This window comes from Exiguobacterium sp. s21 (assembly GCF_018617975.1).
GTDB classification, from domain to species: Bacteria; Bacillota; Bacilli; order Exiguobacteriales; family Exiguobacteriaceae; genus Exiguobacterium; species Exiguobacterium mexicanum_A.
The window spans coordinates 68,785-83,271 of the sequence record NZ_JACSLF010000012.1 but is presented as its reverse complement, the minus strand read 5'-3'; the positions used below and the strand labels follow the sequence as shown (position 1 = coordinate 83,271).

At 52.6% G+C, this 14,487-nt stretch carries 14 protein-coding genes and 1 tRNA gene; 5 read left to right on the top strand and 10 right to left on the bottom strand.

Going from position 1 to position 14,487, the window contains the following annotated elements:
- Nucleotides 1-107: 107 nt before the first annotated feature.
- The gene (gene yidD / locus KNP06_RS12795; protein WP_034781204.1) at nucleotides 108-377 is read right to left on the bottom strand and encodes a membrane protein insertion efficiency factor YidD; all 270 of its coding nucleotides are present in this window, start codon (nucleotides 375-377) and stop codon (nucleotides 108-110) included.
- A gap of 205 nt (nucleotides 378-582) precedes the next feature.
- On the opposite strand from yidD, the gene KNP06_RS12790 reads away from it, so the two are divergent.
- On the top strand, nucleotides 583-1,365 hold the full coding sequence (locus tag KNP06_RS12790) for a pyrroline-5-carboxylate reductase family protein (protein WP_214789266.1): 783 nt from the start codon (nucleotides 583-585) through the stop codon (nucleotides 1,363-1,365).
- Nucleotides 1,366-1,428: 63 nt separating this feature from the next.
- Here KNP06_RS12790 and KNP06_RS12785 read toward each other — a convergent pair.
- The 7 genes from KNP06_RS12785 to KNP06_RS12755 all read right to left on the bottom strand — a co-directional run bounded on the left by KNP06_RS12785 (nucleotide 1,429) and on the right by KNP06_RS12755 (nucleotide 5,972).
- A protein-coding gene (locus tag KNP06_RS12785; protein ID WP_214789264.1) for an IS3 family transposase occupies nucleotides 1,429-2,999 on the bottom strand; the annotation gives its coding sequence in 2 pieces (ribosomal slippage) (nucleotides 1,429-2,360 and nucleotides 2,360-2,999; 1,572 coding nt in all).
- 95 nt (nucleotides 3,000-3,094) lie between these two features.
- A complete protein-coding gene (locus KNP06_RS12780; RefSeq protein ID WP_138859977.1) occupies nucleotides 3,095-3,799 on the bottom strand; it encodes a DUF554 domain-containing protein in 705 nt (234 codons plus the stop codon).
- A gap of 158 nt (nucleotides 3,800-3,957) precedes the next feature.
- A tRNA-Val gene (locus tag KNP06_RS12775) sits at nucleotides 3,958-4,030 on the bottom strand.
- Nucleotides 4,031-4,116: 86 nt separating this feature from the next.
- Nucleotides 4,117-4,674, bottom strand: a complete 558-nt coding sequence (locus KNP06_RS12770) for a GNAT family N-acetyltransferase (RefSeq protein ID WP_214789262.1) — start codon at nucleotides 4,672-4,674, stop codon at nucleotides 4,117-4,119.
- 67 nt (nucleotides 4,675-4,741) lie between these two features.
- On the bottom strand, nucleotides 4,742-5,056 hold the full coding sequence (locus tag KNP06_RS12765) for a DMT family transporter (RefSeq protein WP_021065258.1): 315 nt from the start codon (nucleotides 5,054-5,056) through the stop codon (nucleotides 4,742-4,744).
- Nucleotides 5,053-5,397, bottom strand: coding sequence for a DMT family transporter (locus KNP06_RS12760; protein ID WP_167491846.1), 345 nt, complete (start codon nucleotides 5,395-5,397; stop codon nucleotides 5,053-5,055). Before KNP06_RS12760 ends, KNP06_RS12765 begins: the two co-directional genes overlap by 4 nt.
- Nucleotides 5,394-5,972: a TetR/AcrR family transcriptional regulator gene (locus tag KNP06_RS12755; RefSeq protein ID WP_214708893.1), complete on the bottom strand. Its 579-nt coding sequence runs from the start codon at nucleotides 5,970-5,972 to the stop codon at nucleotides 5,394-5,396. The genes KNP06_RS12760 and KNP06_RS12755 overlap by 4 nt, the downstream gene beginning before the upstream one ends.
- Before the next feature lie 125 nt (nucleotides 5,973-6,097).
- On the opposite strand from KNP06_RS12755, the gene KNP06_RS12750 reads away from it, so the two are divergent.
- The gene (locus tag KNP06_RS12750; RefSeq protein ID WP_214789260.1) at nucleotides 6,098-6,880 is read left to right on the top strand and encodes an alpha/beta hydrolase; all 783 of its coding nucleotides are present in this window, start codon (nucleotides 6,098-6,100) and stop codon (nucleotides 6,878-6,880) included.
- 41 nt (nucleotides 6,881-6,921) lie between these two features.
- Here KNP06_RS12750 and KNP06_RS12745 read toward each other — a convergent pair whose 3' ends face one another.
- A complete protein-coding gene (locus KNP06_RS12745; protein ID WP_200860057.1) occupies nucleotides 6,922-8,160 on the bottom strand; it encodes an aminopeptidase in 1,239 nt (412 codons plus the stop codon).
- A 113-nt stretch (nucleotides 8,161-8,273) separates the two neighbouring features.
- On the opposite strand from KNP06_RS12745, the gene KNP06_RS12740 reads away from it, so the two are divergent.
- From KNP06_RS12740 to KNP06_RS12730, 3 genes are all read left to right on the top strand, one after another.
- A complete protein-coding gene (locus KNP06_RS12740) occupies nucleotides 8,274-8,681 on the top strand; it encodes a YkvA family protein (RefSeq protein WP_034781220.1) in 408 nt (135 codons plus the stop codon).
- Between the two features lie 87 nt (nucleotides 8,682-8,768).
- Entirely contained in the window at nucleotides 8,769-9,635 is an 867-nt protein-coding gene (locus KNP06_RS12735; RefSeq protein WP_214764247.1) for a YitT family protein, read from the top strand.
- Nucleotides 9,636-9,735: 100 nt separating this feature from the next.
- Nucleotides 9,736-12,339, top strand: coding sequence for a putative bifunctional diguanylate cyclase/phosphodiesterase (locus KNP06_RS12730; RefSeq protein WP_251131597.1), 2,604 nt, complete (start codon nucleotides 9,736-9,738; stop codon nucleotides 12,337-12,339).
- 40 nt (nucleotides 12,340-12,379) lie between these two features.
- Here KNP06_RS12730 and KNP06_RS12725 read toward each other — a convergent pair whose 3' ends face one another.
- Nucleotides 12,380-14,449: an alpha-amylase family protein gene (locus tag KNP06_RS12725; RefSeq protein ID WP_251131596.1), complete on the bottom strand. Its 2,070-nt coding sequence runs from the start codon at nucleotides 14,447-14,449 to the stop codon at nucleotides 12,380-12,382.
- Nucleotides 14,450-14,487 lie beyond the last annotated feature (38 nt).

The following is a 14,487-nucleotide window of genomic DNA, read 5'->3' as shown; positions in this document are numbered from 1 at the left end:
TAATGAGTATATCTCTATTTTTTCAGAATACTTAGAAGATTGTCAAAAGTATTGTGATAAAACAAGTCAGAGAAGGAGAGGCTGTATCTAAAACAGCGAGCCGTCGATTAGACGTCTCGCTGAGATGGGGGTTTTTCACGTTGTAACGGCGCCTTCCAATCAAACTCGTCCGGCACGTAGTCGAGCCCGCCCGAATGGAACGGTTGGCAACGCATGAGCCGGCGCGTCGTCAAATAACCACCTTTGAGTGCACCATGTTTCTCGATCGCCTCGATCCCATAATGCGAACAACTCGGATAAAACCGACACGTCGGTGGTTTCAACGGAGAAATGAAGCGTTGATACCCTTGAATCCCCCGGACTAACACTCGTTTCACGTTTCATCGCCTCCTGATTGATTACTGCCATGATAGCTCGACCGGTCCGACTTGTCATCCGTGACGTCTGCGACAATCCAGTGACAAGACGGTGTCACGTTTTTCCTTTGTTTTACAATTTGAGCACGAGAGGCGCTATTTGACGCATCATTTGTTATGATAGGCAACATGTACACGACCGAATCTATATGAAGAGGTGACGATTATGAATATTTTAATGGTAGGAGCAGGATCGATGAGCGAGTCACTCGTCCGCGGATGGTTAGCCTCAGGTCTGTCTCCTGAACAAATCACGATGACGAACCGGAGTGACCGGACACGTCTTACAGAACTTCACACTGAGCTCGGCGTGCAAATCGTCGACGAAGAGGATGTCAACGCGTATGACATTGTCGTCCTTGCGATGCAACCGGACGGAGTGCTTCCATATGTAAGCTCGAAGACGTGGATCACACCGCTCCTCGTCTCCGTAGCGGCTCATATTGAACCGAGCGAAATTGAAGAGGCGTCAGGTCTCCCTGCCGTCTGCGCGATGCCGAATACGCCAGTGGCTTATCAAAACGGGATGACCGGGCTCTGGTTCGGATCCGAGACCGATGATACGGTCCGCGAGACCGCGACGGCTTTGTTTGAGCGTGTTGGTCGTACAGCTGTGACTGATGCGAAGACGATGTCGGCCTTTATGGCCGCCGCCGGTTGCAGCCCCGCTTTCTTTTACGAGATTGTCGGGTCGATGACACCGGTCTTGACGGAAGCAGGATTTGACGAAACGACGGCCCGCCAAATCGTCGCCCAGGCGATGAAAGGATCGGCTGAACTGTTGCTTCACGAGACACGCCCGACGAACGACTTGATTGCGGACGTGGCCGCGCCAGACGGTCCGACCGACCGCGGTGTCGGTGTGCTTCGCTCGCGCGATTTAGCAGACGTCATGGCTTCTGCCCTTCGCGAAAGTGCGAGAGAAGAAGTCGAACAACCGAAGAATTGAAAAAAGTCCGAGAAACGTGAACTGCTCCCCGTCAAGTAGACAGGGCAAATAATGAAAACCAGCCTAGGCGGCTTGAGTCCTGTATTCGACAGGGCTCAAGCCGTTCAGTCGTTTCTGGAGACGATCATGGTTGTAGAACGATATGTAGGTCTCGATGGCCGATGTGAGTTCGCTGTAGGCCTGGAACTCACGCAGGTAGTACATCTCGACTTTCAGGGTACCCCAAAAACCCTCGATCGGGGCGTTGTCGAGACAACGTCCGACCCGGGACATGCTGTGGGTCAGCCCCGCGTCTTCTACCATGCGTTTGAACCCTCTCGAGGTATATTGGAACCCTCGGTCGCTATGGATCATCGGACTCGCTCCTGAACGGAGCCCCACGATGGCTGGGATCATCGTCTGGAAGACGAGCGCGTTGTTGTTGGATTTCCCGATGCGATAGGCGACGATCGAGCCGTCATACAGGTCGATGATCGCGCTCAGATACGCCTTCTTCCCGGCACCATATTTGAACTCAGTGACGTCGGTGCACCATTTCTCGTCCGGTCGGGACGCACGGAATTCCCGGTTCATCAGGTTCTCCGCCACATGTTGCGGGGACGACTTTTTGTACCGTTTTCGTTTCTGGCGGATGACCGAACGGATCTCATGGATGCGCATGAGACGATAGATCCGCTTCTCATTGTATGCCGGCAGGCCATGTTGACGTCGTCTGCGGTTGATTGTCATGGTGAGCCGTCGATAGCCGTAGGTCCCGTTCACCTGGTCATAGAGGAGACGGATGTCCTCAAGTAAGCCCAAGTTCTCCTCCTCGCGTACCGAGACGGTACGCTTCAACCATTTATAGTAGGCGGCCCGTGAGACCTGCGCGATTTCACACAGGAGCACGACCGGGAACGTGTCGGTCGTCGACATTTCCTCGATCGCCATGTAACGTAATTGTAGCCGGATTTGGCTGATCAACCTCTCCTCTCGATCTCCTCTAACTTTTTTAGGAACAGGTTCTCGGCCCGCAGGCGCTCGTTCTCCCGCTCGATCTGTTGGATGCGACGTTCGAGCTTCTCTTCGTTGGTCAGTTCCTCTTCTTGCTTCGTCCGTCCGCGCCGGTCCTCGAGCCCGTGCACGCCGTCGGCGTCATATTTTTTCGTCCAGCCGTAGACCTGGTGGTACGACACGGCGAATATCTCGGCCGTCCGTTGATAGTTCCGTCCATTGTCCAGGCAATACCTGACGATCTCCATGCGTTCCTCGAATGTGGTCTTTCTCCCTTTTGTCATAGCTCGATCCATCCCTTTTCTCGAATCTGTTAACTCGCTATGACTAGTATACTTCTTGATCCACCGATATAGAACCGAACGACTACTGATTTGATGTCTGGAGAGGACTTCCACCATGGTGACCCCGTCGAGATAGTCACGTACGGCCGCTATTTTCTGTTCCTTTGTGTACAGTTTCCATATCCTCGACTCCTTCAAGGCGTCGATTCCGCCGGTCTCAAATTTTACTTTCCACACCCGGAGGGTATGCTCAGAGACGTGATGAGCCTCCTCGATTTCCTTCCACGTATATGTTCCTTCTTCCATCATTCGTAGTGCACTCAGTTTTTGTTCGATTGAATGCCGACTTCTCGCCATAAAAAAACACTCCTCAATAGAATAAACAGATTTGTTATTTCATCTGTCTACCTATTGGGGAGCATATCAAACGCATCGCGTCTCTCGGACTTTTTTTATTGGACGATATGTAAAATCGAGACGATGACGGCGACCATCAAAATCCCCGGCAATAGATTCGCGACGCGAATCCGAGTGATGCCGACCAAATTTAAACCGATCGCGACGATCATAACGCCGCCGGTCGCTGTCATTTCTAAAATAAAGTCATCCATGAGCGATTCCGGGATAAACTTCATGATTTGGATGGCGAGCAAGGCGATTGCTCCTTGGTATAAGAGAACCGGGACGGCCGAGAACATGACCCCAATCCCTAGCGTCGAGCTAAGGACGAGTGCCGTGAAGCCATCAATCAATCCTTTTGTATAGAGGACATCATGGTCCCCGCGCAATCCACTGTCGAGTGCGCCGATGACGGCCATCGCCCCGATGACGAAGATGAGCGTCGCCGTGATGAAGCCTTCGGCGATACTCGACTTGCTCTTACCGCCGAGTCGGCGTTCCAATTGATAGCCGACCTCGTTCAACTTCTCATCAAGCTTCCACCATTCACCGAGCGCCGCCCCGATGACGAGACTGCCGATGACGATTAAAAAGTTTTCACTCTTCATCCCCATTTGAATCCCCAGCAAGACGACGGCGAGACCGATGGCTGCGGTGACCGTCTCTTTCATTCGTTCGGGGATGCGGTGAAATAAAAGTCCAAGTAATGTGCCAATCACGATCAATGCCGCGTTGACGATTGTTCCGGTTAAGACCATTGTAATATTCCCCGTTTCTGTATGTATTGAGAGGAATATACCAACTGTTTATGTAGACTGTCAATTGAAAGAAAAACAAAAAAAAGCCACTTCTCGCAAGAAGTGGCGTCGCGGAAACCCACGTTCCTATGGGTTTCGCATCGGGTTTGGCACCCAAGTGATTCTGACTGGGCTCGAACCAGCGACCTCTACCCTGTCAAGGTAGCGCTCTCCCAGCTGAGCTACAGAATCAGGTCGTGTCCTCGCTTAAGGACACTATTAATATATCAAGAAACTAATGCCTTGGCAACTGTTTTTTTAAACTTTTTTACTTTTTTTCAACGCGTCATTTCTTCCCGTTTCGTATGGCGGCATAACCGCTCTAAATCACCGGCATATACCGAGACGAGCATGCCTTGATATTCGGTATCCCGATCCCAATGCAGTCCGTTCGCTTTCGCGACCCGTTGCGATGGGACGTTATCCGGATGAATCAAGGAAATGATCTCTTTCTCACCTTTTTCGAACGCATGACGCATAAGGCGAGCCGCTGCCTCGCGTCCGTAGCCCATATGCCAATGCTTCGGCGCCAACCAATATCCGACTTCAAGTTCAATCGTGCCGTCGAGTTCATGGAGCAACGTGCCGGCATGACCAATCGGCTCGTCATTTTCATGCGACATCAATTTGAGCAATCCGGTTTGACGACCCGTCTGATAACGGGCCAACTGGCGCTCGAACCATTCAATTGTCTGTTCATCCGTATACGGCTTTCCATCCGGGCTAATGAAGCGCATGACCCGCGGATCTTGGAGTAGCGATTTCACGAAATAAAAATCAGCAATCGTGTAAGGTTCGAGTCGTAGACGCTCGGATTGCAGTTTGATATGACTCATCGTCCCCGCCCCTTTCGTTCACAGTCTGAACTATTCAATTCCCGTTTTTATTCGAAGCTAATCCTGCTCACGCGACAACTTTCAATCCGATGACGCTTCCGATAATAAGCAATAAGAAGAAGATACGCCACCGGTCCCGGGATTCGTTCAAGTACAGCATGCCGAGCACGACCCCGCCGGCCGCCCCAATCCCGACCCAAATCGAATACGCCAATCCGAGCGGGAGCGTCTCGAGCGAACGCGACAACAAATAAAAGCTTAAGGCAAACGTTCCGACCGACAAGATCGACCATTTAACAATCTGATAGCCTTTTGATTTACCCATCCAAAAGACGGCCATCATCTCAGCAAGACCCGCACCAATCAAAAATACCCAACTCATGCCGACTCACCTCCCGTCACTTGTTTCAGTCCGACCACACCGATCAGAAGCGTGATGATAAAGACGAGCTTCATCCCGGTGAGCGCCTCGTCGAACAAGAGCGCCCCGACGATGACCGTTCCGACGGCTCCGATGCCGGTAAAGACGGCGTACCCCGTCCCGGCCGGTAAGGTGCGGAACGACATCGCCAACAATCCAAAACTCACAATCAATAATAGAATCGTCATCACGCTCGGACCGAGCACCGTGAACCCGTTCGACAGCTTCATCGTCGTCGCCCAAACGATTTCGAGCAGACCGGCGAGCACGAGCCAAACCCAGGCTAGTTGATCTTGTTTCATGTCCAACCGACTCCTTTCTTGAAAATCGTGAATGCGGCCCGTTGCCGTTTGACGCGATTCGTCTCAAGCGTGAAGAGCGAAAGAAGCGCCCCATCTAGAAAACAATAGTACGCGTCATACACGTCCTCGAGTGACTGTTCGGGTAAGGCGCCTTGCTCCATCGCCAATCGAAACTGTTCTTTCTCGAACGCTTGCAGTTCCGTCTCGACCGAACCGAGCGTCGTCTCGATGAATGATCGCAACTCGGGCGGTGGGACGAGCAACATCCGCTTCGTCAGCATCCACGTCTCCTCTTCTTCAAAGAAGCGAATCAACGCCTCGACGATCGCCTCGATCCGCTCGAGCGGCGCAGCGTCAACGGAAGCGTCCCGTGCCTCCTGCCAGATGTGTGCATAACGGTTCCCCATGTCCTCGACGACTTGCTTGAACAGTTGTTCTTTCCCTTCGATATGGGCGTATAGCGACGCCTTTTTGATGCCGACATCCTCAGCAAGCGAGGCGAGCGACAAGCCTTCATATCCTTCAAGCGCAAACCGGCGTCGTGCCGCCAGTTCGATTCGTTGTTTCGTATTCATCACAGATCGTCCCCTTTCTCTCTCACTACCTTACCTAACGAACGGTAGGTAGTCAATTGTACGGATTGCATTCCCCGGTTCCACCCGGCAAAATGGAGACAGTTGATGGGAAAGGAGCGCTTTATATGCTTGAGCAATTCAGCTTTACGTTACCGACCGAGACGACACGCGGACGGAAACGAATCGTCCGTGTCTATCGTCCCGACTTTGTTTCGGCTGACGAGCGGATCCCGGTCCTCTATATGCACGACGGTCAAAACGTGTTCGACGGCAAGACCGCCACGATCGGCGAAGGTTGGTCAATCGACCGCCACATCGAGGACTTGCAATTGCCGCTCATGGTCGTCGCCATCGCGAGTGCCCCGGACTGGCTCGATCGCTACGATGAGTATTCGTTTTATGAGGATGAGATGCTATACCGGCGGATTGGACCGGAACTCGCCAAGACACGGCCTACGCTCGGGGGTAAAGGGCGTGCTTACGCCGACTGGCTCATGCAAGAGTTGAAGACGTGGATTGATGAACGCTACGCGACCGACCCGGACGACGTCGGCGTGATGGGCAGCTCGATGGGCGGGGTCATCTCGCTCCATATGATGACGGCCTATCCGTCCATCCGGCGCGTCGGCTCGCTCTCGACAGCCGCTTGGGCCAATCTCGACTCCCTCATTCGGGATGTGAAGCAGGCCGATGTGACGGCGCGTCTCTATATGGACATCGGGACGAACGAGACGAGCGGACCGATCACGCCCGAGGATTACCTCTATACGAACGCGAAACTCGTCGAGACGGTCGCGCGAACAGGGATCGCCTTCCGCTATGAAGTCGAGCCCGGTGCCGTCCACAATGAAATCGCGTGGCGGCGTCGGCTACCGAACGCCCTCGCCTTCCTCTATGAATTGACATAAAAAAGAGACGAATTCCACAAAGGGATTCGTCTCTTGCTTGATTAAATGACCCAGTTGCCGTCACGCATGATGGCTTCGCGTGAACCGTCTTCGAGTTCGCCGTCGATGTTCATCTCGGCCGAGCCGATCATGAAGTCGACATGTGTCATCGAGTCGTTCGCACCGTTCTCGGCGAGCTCTTCGGCTGACATTTGCGGTCCGCCTTCGAGACATGTCGAGTACGCGCGTCCGAGCGCCAAGTGACACGATGCGTTTTCGTCGAACAACGTGTTATAGAAAAGGAGACCCGAGTTCGAGATTGGTGAGTCGTCCGGCACGAGCGCGACTTCTCCGATACGACGCGCCCCTTCATCGAGGTTCAACAACTCATCGAGTGCCTGTTGGCCTTGTTTCGCTTCCGCCTTCACGACTTTCCCGCCTTCGAACCAGAGCGTGAATCCATCGATCAAGTTGCCGCTATAGCTGAGCGGTTTCGTGCTCGACACGTGTCCTTCGACCGAATCTTTATCGGCGAGCGTGAACACTTCTTCGGTCGGCATGTTGGCGATGAAATCGACACCGTCGATGTTCGGACCGCCGCCGCCAAGGAAGACGTGCTTCTTCGGCAAGCCGATCGTCAATTCCGTGCCCGGTGCTTTGTAATGGAGCTTCGTGTACTTCTTGTTCGTGAGTAACGTCGCGCGTTCACGGAGCGATGCGTCATGCGTATCCCACGCTGCGACGACATCCGGTTGGTCCATGCGCGTCGCTTCGAAAATCGCTTTCCAAAGGGCTGGTACGGCGTCTTCACGGTCTGGGAAGACTTTCTTCGCCCATGCTTCCGAAGCGCCAGCAACGATTGACCAGCTGACATTGTCGCTCATGACATATTTGCGCCATTTCGCGAGCGCCACGCCGGCAGCACGATTCGAGTCCGCGATGCGTGACGACTCAACGCCGTTCAGTGCGTCCGGGTCGTCGCTGACGATCGATAGGAACGCCGTCTTCTCTTCGGCCAATTGCTCAAAGCGGGCCTTGAGCCATTCCGGGTATTCTTTGAAAGCATCCGCCGGGGCGTTGAAGTAACGGACTTTCGTCGTCTCTTCGTCGCTCCAGTTGACATATACTTGTTTCGCGCCAGCTGCGTAAGCTGCTTTCACGATTTGACGGACGAGCGGTGCTTGGCTAATATCAGCTCGGACTTCGAGCTGTTGGCCCGGCTGAATGTTGACACCTTTTTTGACGGCAAGCTCAGCGTAGCGGGCAAATTCTGCCTCAGTCGGCATGGTTACAGTAGACATATGTACAGTTCCTCCTTTTTCACTTATTTCTATTTTCTTAAATTTTCGGAAAAGTTGCAACCAAATCGCATAAACGGGCATATTAGTAGATGAAGACAGAAGGAGGAATATACATGTCAGATTGGAAAACAACGTACACACACTTTTTAACGAGCGCGACCGAGGACTATACCGACAATGAAACATTAGGTGACCTCTTGGTCCAAGGCGAACTCGCTCTCGCTAAAGTGACGGTCGACGTCGCTTCGAACGAGATTAGCAATATCGAGCGAGAAGAAGAACTGACGCTCTACTTCCAAATGAAACAGTTACTCAACATGTTGCGTGCCGTCTATAATCACCAGTTCGAGATGCAACCGGACAAACAACATGCCCTCGTTGCGGCCGTCTTATACTTCGTATCCCCATTCGATGCGATTCCGGACGACGCCCCACTCGGCTTATTCGATGACGCTCAAGTCATCGATTACGTGCATGAACAGCTCGCAAGCGATATCGACCGCTTCCACAACGAATTGTAATCGTTCGGCGCTTGAAATTCCTTCACCATCGGAGTACGCTTGAGTGAGTTTATTTCAAAGGGGGCGTATGGCGCCTAGCCATCATCTATGTACGCAAAATCAAGAAAACGAATCGCCGTCGAGACGACTTTGTTCATCATCGCCGGAACGATTCTACAATCGATCTTTGTCGGCTTATTGCTCAAACCAAACGAGATCGGGACCGGGGGCATCGTCGGGATCACCTTGATCATCAACGAGCTGTTCGGCACACCGATCGGATTCACGCAACTCGTGTTGAATGTCCCGCTCTTTATCGTCGGGATTAAATATCTGGGGAAACGGTTCATTCTCATGACCGGGCTCGTCGTCGTCTTATCATCTATCTTGATCGATACGTTGCCCGTGCTCATCCCGCCGACCCCGCTCGATGACCCGCTCGTCGCCTCGGTGTTCAGTGGGATCGTTTCCGGCCTCGGGCTCGCCCTGCTGTTATTCGCAGGCGCTTCGACCGGAGGACTCGACATTCTCGGGAAAGTCATTTATACGAACAACCGGAACTTATCACTCCCGAAAATCTTTTTGACACAAGATATCATCGTCTATATCCTCGTGTTCATCACGTTCGACATTAAAGCGGTCATGTATGCGCTCGTCCTCAGTTTCGTCCGGTCGCGGACGTTGTTGACGATTCACCGGTTCTTCTCGGCGCAAAAGCAGTGTTTCATCATCTGTAAGAAAGCCGATGAAATCAACCTCGTCATCAAGCAGAACTTGAAACGCGGCGTCACGATTATGGACGCGACCGGCGGTTACTCGAACGACTCGAAGAAGATGTTGTATGTCGTCATCCAGAACAACGAAATACCAAAACTGCGTCAAATCGTCTCAGAGATTGATTCAGAAGCGTTCGTCACCGTCTCCGAAATCGATTCGATCGTCGGTAACTTCAAAGAGCATTCGTATACACTTTAATCGACAGCAACTTGCTGTCGATTTTTTTGTGTAACAAACGCATGAACAATCCGATAATAATGGTGGGCCTCTTAGACATATACAGAAGGAGGTGCATGAGTTGACCAACCACTCGTTGCGCCAAACAGTCCCCGCTTTGCTCGTCGGGACCTTTTTTCTCGGACTTTTATTGATTCTGTTCACCCCTTACGCCTTGAGGGAGACGAGTTTGTTCGTCTATTTCACGGCGGTCACTCTCATCGCGACCGTCTTTAGCGCGACGGCCGTGTTTCAAAATCGCGGGATGCGACGCTACATACATTTACTGATTAGCGCCGGCAATGTCTGCTTCATCGCTTATTTGGTCGGACACCATTTTGGCGCATCGACAACAATCAACCATATGCCGTTCATCCAAAACTTCTTTTATTTAATCATGTCGTTGATCGTGATCACCCAATCGATTGAAATTCGGACATTGAAACTGCGAACGTTCGACATTTTCGCCTTGTTCAGCTTCCTGTTGATTGGGGCGTTGCATCTGTTCGTTTATTCGAACGACGGAGCACGTTATGCGGCTCATTTGAACGGGTTTGAAGAACAGATGGTGTTGATTAGTCTCTACATGATGCTCGGCTTCCTGTACTTGAATCGCATCACCTCGGTCGGCCAAACGTTCCGTGTGCTCTTGTTGATCGGCATTCTCGGCTTCACGACTGCCTCGATTTTGAACCAATTGCTCATCTTCAACGGCATCGGCCATGAGTTGGTGCACCTGCTTCAAGTGAGTAGCATCTTTATCATTTCAATCAGCTACGTGTTCGATGAATCGAGAGAAGATGCCCTCGTCTATGACTCCGTGTTCGACTACGTCGTCTATAGCGCAATCGTCATGCTGTTCATGCTCGCCTCGGATCGTTTGCTCGGCACATCTGTGCTCGACTCGATGACGGCGAACGCCGTCTTGTTGCTGCTCATCCGTCAGTTCGTCGTCGCCAAACAAAACGCATTGATCAGTCACCGTTTACATACCGTCAATACCGACCTCGAAGTCGCAGTGACGACGAAAGCACATGAGCTTGAAATTCGGGAGCAACAGTATCGGTCCCTGTTCGCCTATCATGCCGAACCGATTTTCTTGTTCGACCTTCACGGTGAAGTGTTGTCCGTAAACGAGGCCGGCAGCTCAGTGCTCGGTCATGACACAGAGACACTCATCGGTTCCAACATATTAGATATCATCGAACAAAAAGACCGGTCCGCCTATGCGACCGTATTGCATGATTTGAAGAACGGTCGCCCGCGTACGCTCGACGTCGATGTCGTCACCGAGGACGGGGCGAAGCGAGTTTGGCAGCTGATGAACATCCCGATGATTATCGACGGGGAAGTCGAAGGCATTTATGCCATCGTCAAAGACATCACCCAAATGATCGTGCAACAAGAACAAATCTACTATCAAGCAAATCATGACAGTTTGACGGGACTGCACAACCGTTACGCGTTGCAAGAACAAATCGAACGGCTCATCGCCGAAGGACGACGATTCTCGCTCATGTTCTCCGACCTGGACGGCTTCAAAGAGATCAACGACCAGTTCGGCCATCATATGGGCGATGAATTGCTGCAACACATCGGCAAACGACTAAGAGGTGCCTTATTGCCGAACGAGTACGCGGGACGGCTCGGCGGTGACGAGTTCATCGTCGTCGCCGAACATGATGATGATGAGATGTTAGTCGAACGGTTGCGACGCTTCGTCTATCGCCCGCCTTACTTTATGGGCGGAACGCTCGTCGAGATCCATGCGTCGATTGGCATCGTCCGCTATCCCGACCACGGATCGACGCTCAAGCACTTGCTCTCAAACGCAGACCTCGCGATGTACAAGGCAAAGGACAAGGGACGTAATGAGACCGTCCTGTTCGCGCCAGAGCTGCGTGCGGATAAAGAAGAACGCAAGCTGTTGATGGAAGGGCTCGACACCGCCCTTGAAAAAGGCGAGATCTCGCTTTACCTTCAGCCTCAAGTCGACGCCTCGACGAAAGCCATCATCGGGGCCGAGGCGCTCATGCGCTGGCAACGCGATGGGGTCTTCATCCCGCCGACCCAATTCATCCCGATCGCCGAGGAGACGGGCCACATCCATGATCTCGGTCGCTGGATGATCCATGAGACGTTCCAATTGATGTACGCCTTCGAGCAAGGAGACATCAATTTGCCGAAATTGTCGGTCAACCTCTCCGTCCGTCAATTGTTCGATGAACATTTAATCGAGTATTTGACGACTTTGTTTGAGCGGTTTCCAATCGAACCGAGCCGACTCAACTTCGAATTGACCGAGACCGTCGCCGCCCACCATTCCGACCGGGTGTTGACACGGATCCTCGAACTCAAGGCGCTCGGCATTAAACTGTCGATCGATGACTTCGGGACCGGCTACAGCTCACTCGCCTACCTCGTCCGCTATCCGATTGACGAGTTAAAGATTCCGCGCGAGTTCACGATGCAACTCGAAGAGAACCGGGAGTATCAAACCGTCACCGCGACGATCGTCGCCATGGCCCGACAACTAGGGATGGCACTCGTCGCTGAAGGTGTCGAGACCGAGTATCAAGAGAATTTCTTACGGAAAATCGGCTGTGATTCGATGCAAGGCTATCGCTATGCGAAACCGATGCCACTCGATGAGTTTGTTATTTACTATATGAAGAAGACGATGTAACTAAAATGCCCCGAACCGGTATCCGGTTCGGGGCATTTGCTCATTTCATCTCATAAATTTTGACTTCGCCCGGCTTCAAATCGACCCACAGGTCCCAATTCTCATCGAACGAATGCTCGGCATACGGCCATGACGTCGGTGAGTAGACCATCTCGGCGAAACGGCTTGCGTTCCAGTTACGGCGGCGCACCCCGTCGAGCGGGACTTTCCCCTGCAGCGGATGATGCATGCTCGTGTTGGCAACGACAAGGAGCGTCTCGTTCGTATCCGGACGCAGCCAAGCGAGGCCGATGAACGGCGCATCCATGTACGTCATCGCGAGCGGTTCGAAATGACTCGGGTTGACGAGGACGTCCAACCAACGACGACGCACTTCGGCCACTTGATGCATGAGTTCGATCATCTCGTCTCGTTCCGGGTGATCCCAATGGAACTGATACGCGTCGAAGAAGGCGAGCTTACCAAAGTACGGATCGGTCGGGAAGAGTTGGTACGCTTCTTCCGGGCGGCAGTCGAGCCCGGTGTTCATCGGTTGCGTCTCATACAGTTCGAGCCCCGAGTTCGTCATCGGGACCCCGTTCGGCACGAAGCCGTTCAACACAGTGAGCAAGCGACTCGCTTGCCGTCCCCCGTCCCGTGTCGCCACGCGGCGCGTGTCCGCTGTCTCTCCGGCCGCGAACACCGGCAACGGTAAGAAACGTGAGTCATAAATAAACTGGTGTGTCTCATGCGTATCGAATCGAGGTTCTTTATAGAACCCGTAGCCGATAATCATGTTATAGCCCGCCTCTTTCGCTGCCCACGCTCCGATTTCAATCAATTCTTCAGCGATGAAGCTGAAGTTGGCGTCGAGTGCACGTGGCTGTTGAAGGATCCGTTGTGCCAAATCGACCGGTAAGGCGTGACCCATATCGATGCGGGCCCCATCGATTCCAAATTCGCGCTGGTAGTGCGGGATGATATCGGCGAGCATCGCCCATAGCGGCTCATTGATTTGATCGCCTCGGAATTGATTCGACTTGATCGAATCGAACAGAATGTAAGGAGCCAAGTTCGCCTCGCTGACGTAAGGCGCTGCCGCTGTCGGATGATCGAGAAACAGACGGAAGTATGTGACGTCCGACCATGGCGGTTGCGGGTCATTGATACAATCCGAAAAAGCTGGAGCGGTTGTCAAACCGAACTCACGTTCGATGACCGCGAGCAAGTTCTCTTCCGGGTGCTCGAGCAAGTACGTCTTCACCGTCTCCCACTTGTCCGCGTCAACGAGGTTCGGCGCCATCGAGAAACGACGCAAATGCGCCCATACGTCTTCCGACCCGTAAATCATTGGCAAGAAAGCGTGCTCTGGTTTTACGTTCTCTCCGATACCGGGCACGTGCGGCGGGTGATAGTAGTCGAGTTCCGTCACCGGGATCCAATAAAACCATTCCGGATTTTCTAGAATGAGACGGTTGTCACGGGCGCATGTGCGCGGGATGACATCGATGACGACCCGAATCCCGACCATATGGCATGCCTCGACGAACGCGGCGAACTCTTCTTCGACCGTCAACCCGTCTCCCGTCAACGTCTCTTTCAGTTCTTCATCGATTCCAAAGAAGTCTTGCACGGCGTAAGGAGAACCAAATTCGCCTTTTTTATTTTTGTGGCTATGTTGCGAGATCGGCAATAGGAACAATGTGTCGATTCCCATATAAAGCAAGTGCGGGATTAGCGTGAGCGTTTTGACGAACGTTCCCGTGTCCTTCATCCCGACCGAGTTTTCCATCTCGACATAACCTGAACCGTCATGATCCCATGACGTCGAGGTCCGGACTTGCATCGAATAGACGGAGGCACGCTTGATCCAATCGCCGCCCGTTTGAAGATATCCATCCGCTTGGGCGACCGACTGATGATAATCCCGTCCGTCGACCGCATGCGGGAGAATCGCTTTTTCAATCGTCTCGATTAAAAAATCGTAAGGATTGACCCGTTCGACGCCATCTCGGACAGGCTCTGAAGGGAATTGCAGGCGGTTCCACAAGGACGGAATGTCGTATTCCATGTTCGTTCGTTTTTCTTTCAAGACCTGGTGTAACTTGTGTAACGATGAGTTCTCTGGCATGTGTATTCTCCTTATGAATGAAATCGTTCCTCATTTCA

Coding starts and splice junctions, on each gene's coding strand:
- KNP06_RS12745 (WP_200860057.1), bottom strand. CDS start 8,160: ATGTCTACTGTAACCATGCCGACTGAGGCAGAATTTGCCCGCTACGCT.
- KNP06_RS12735 (WP_214764247.1), top strand. CDS start 8,769: ATGTACGCAAAATCAAGAAAACGAATCGCCGTCGAGACGACTTTGTTC.
- KNP06_RS12725 (WP_251131596.1), bottom strand. CDS start 14,449: ATGCCAGAGAACTCATCGTTACACAAGTTACACCAGGTCTTGAAAGAA.
- KNP06_RS12760 (WP_167491846.1), bottom strand. CDS start 5,397: ATGAAACAAGATCAACTAGCCTGGGTTTGGCTCGTGCTCGCCGGTCTG.
- KNP06_RS12780 (WP_138859977.1), bottom strand. CDS start 3,799: ATGGTCTTAACCGGAACAATCGTCAACGCGGCATTGATCGTGATTGGC.
- KNP06_RS12790 (WP_214789266.1), top strand. CDS start 583: ATGAATATTTTAATGGTAGGAGCAGGATCGATGAGCGAGTCACTCGTC.
- KNP06_RS12770 (WP_214789262.1), bottom strand. CDS start 4,674: ATGAGTCATATCAAACTGCAATCCGAGCGTCTACGACTCGAACCTTAC.
- KNP06_RS12750 (WP_214789260.1), top strand. CDS start 6,098: ATGCTTGAGCAATTCAGCTTTACGTTACCGACCGAGACGACACGCGGA.
- KNP06_RS12755 (WP_214708893.1), bottom strand. CDS start 5,972: ATGAATACGAAACAACGAATCGAACTGGCGGCACGACGCCGGTTTGCG.
- KNP06_RS12740 (WP_034781220.1), top strand. CDS start 8,274: ATGTCAGATTGGAAAACAACGTACACACACTTTTTAACGAGCGCGACC.
- KNP06_RS12765 (WP_021065258.1), bottom strand. CDS start 5,056: ATGAGTTGGGTATTTTTGATTGGTGCGGGTCTTGCTGAGATGATGGCC.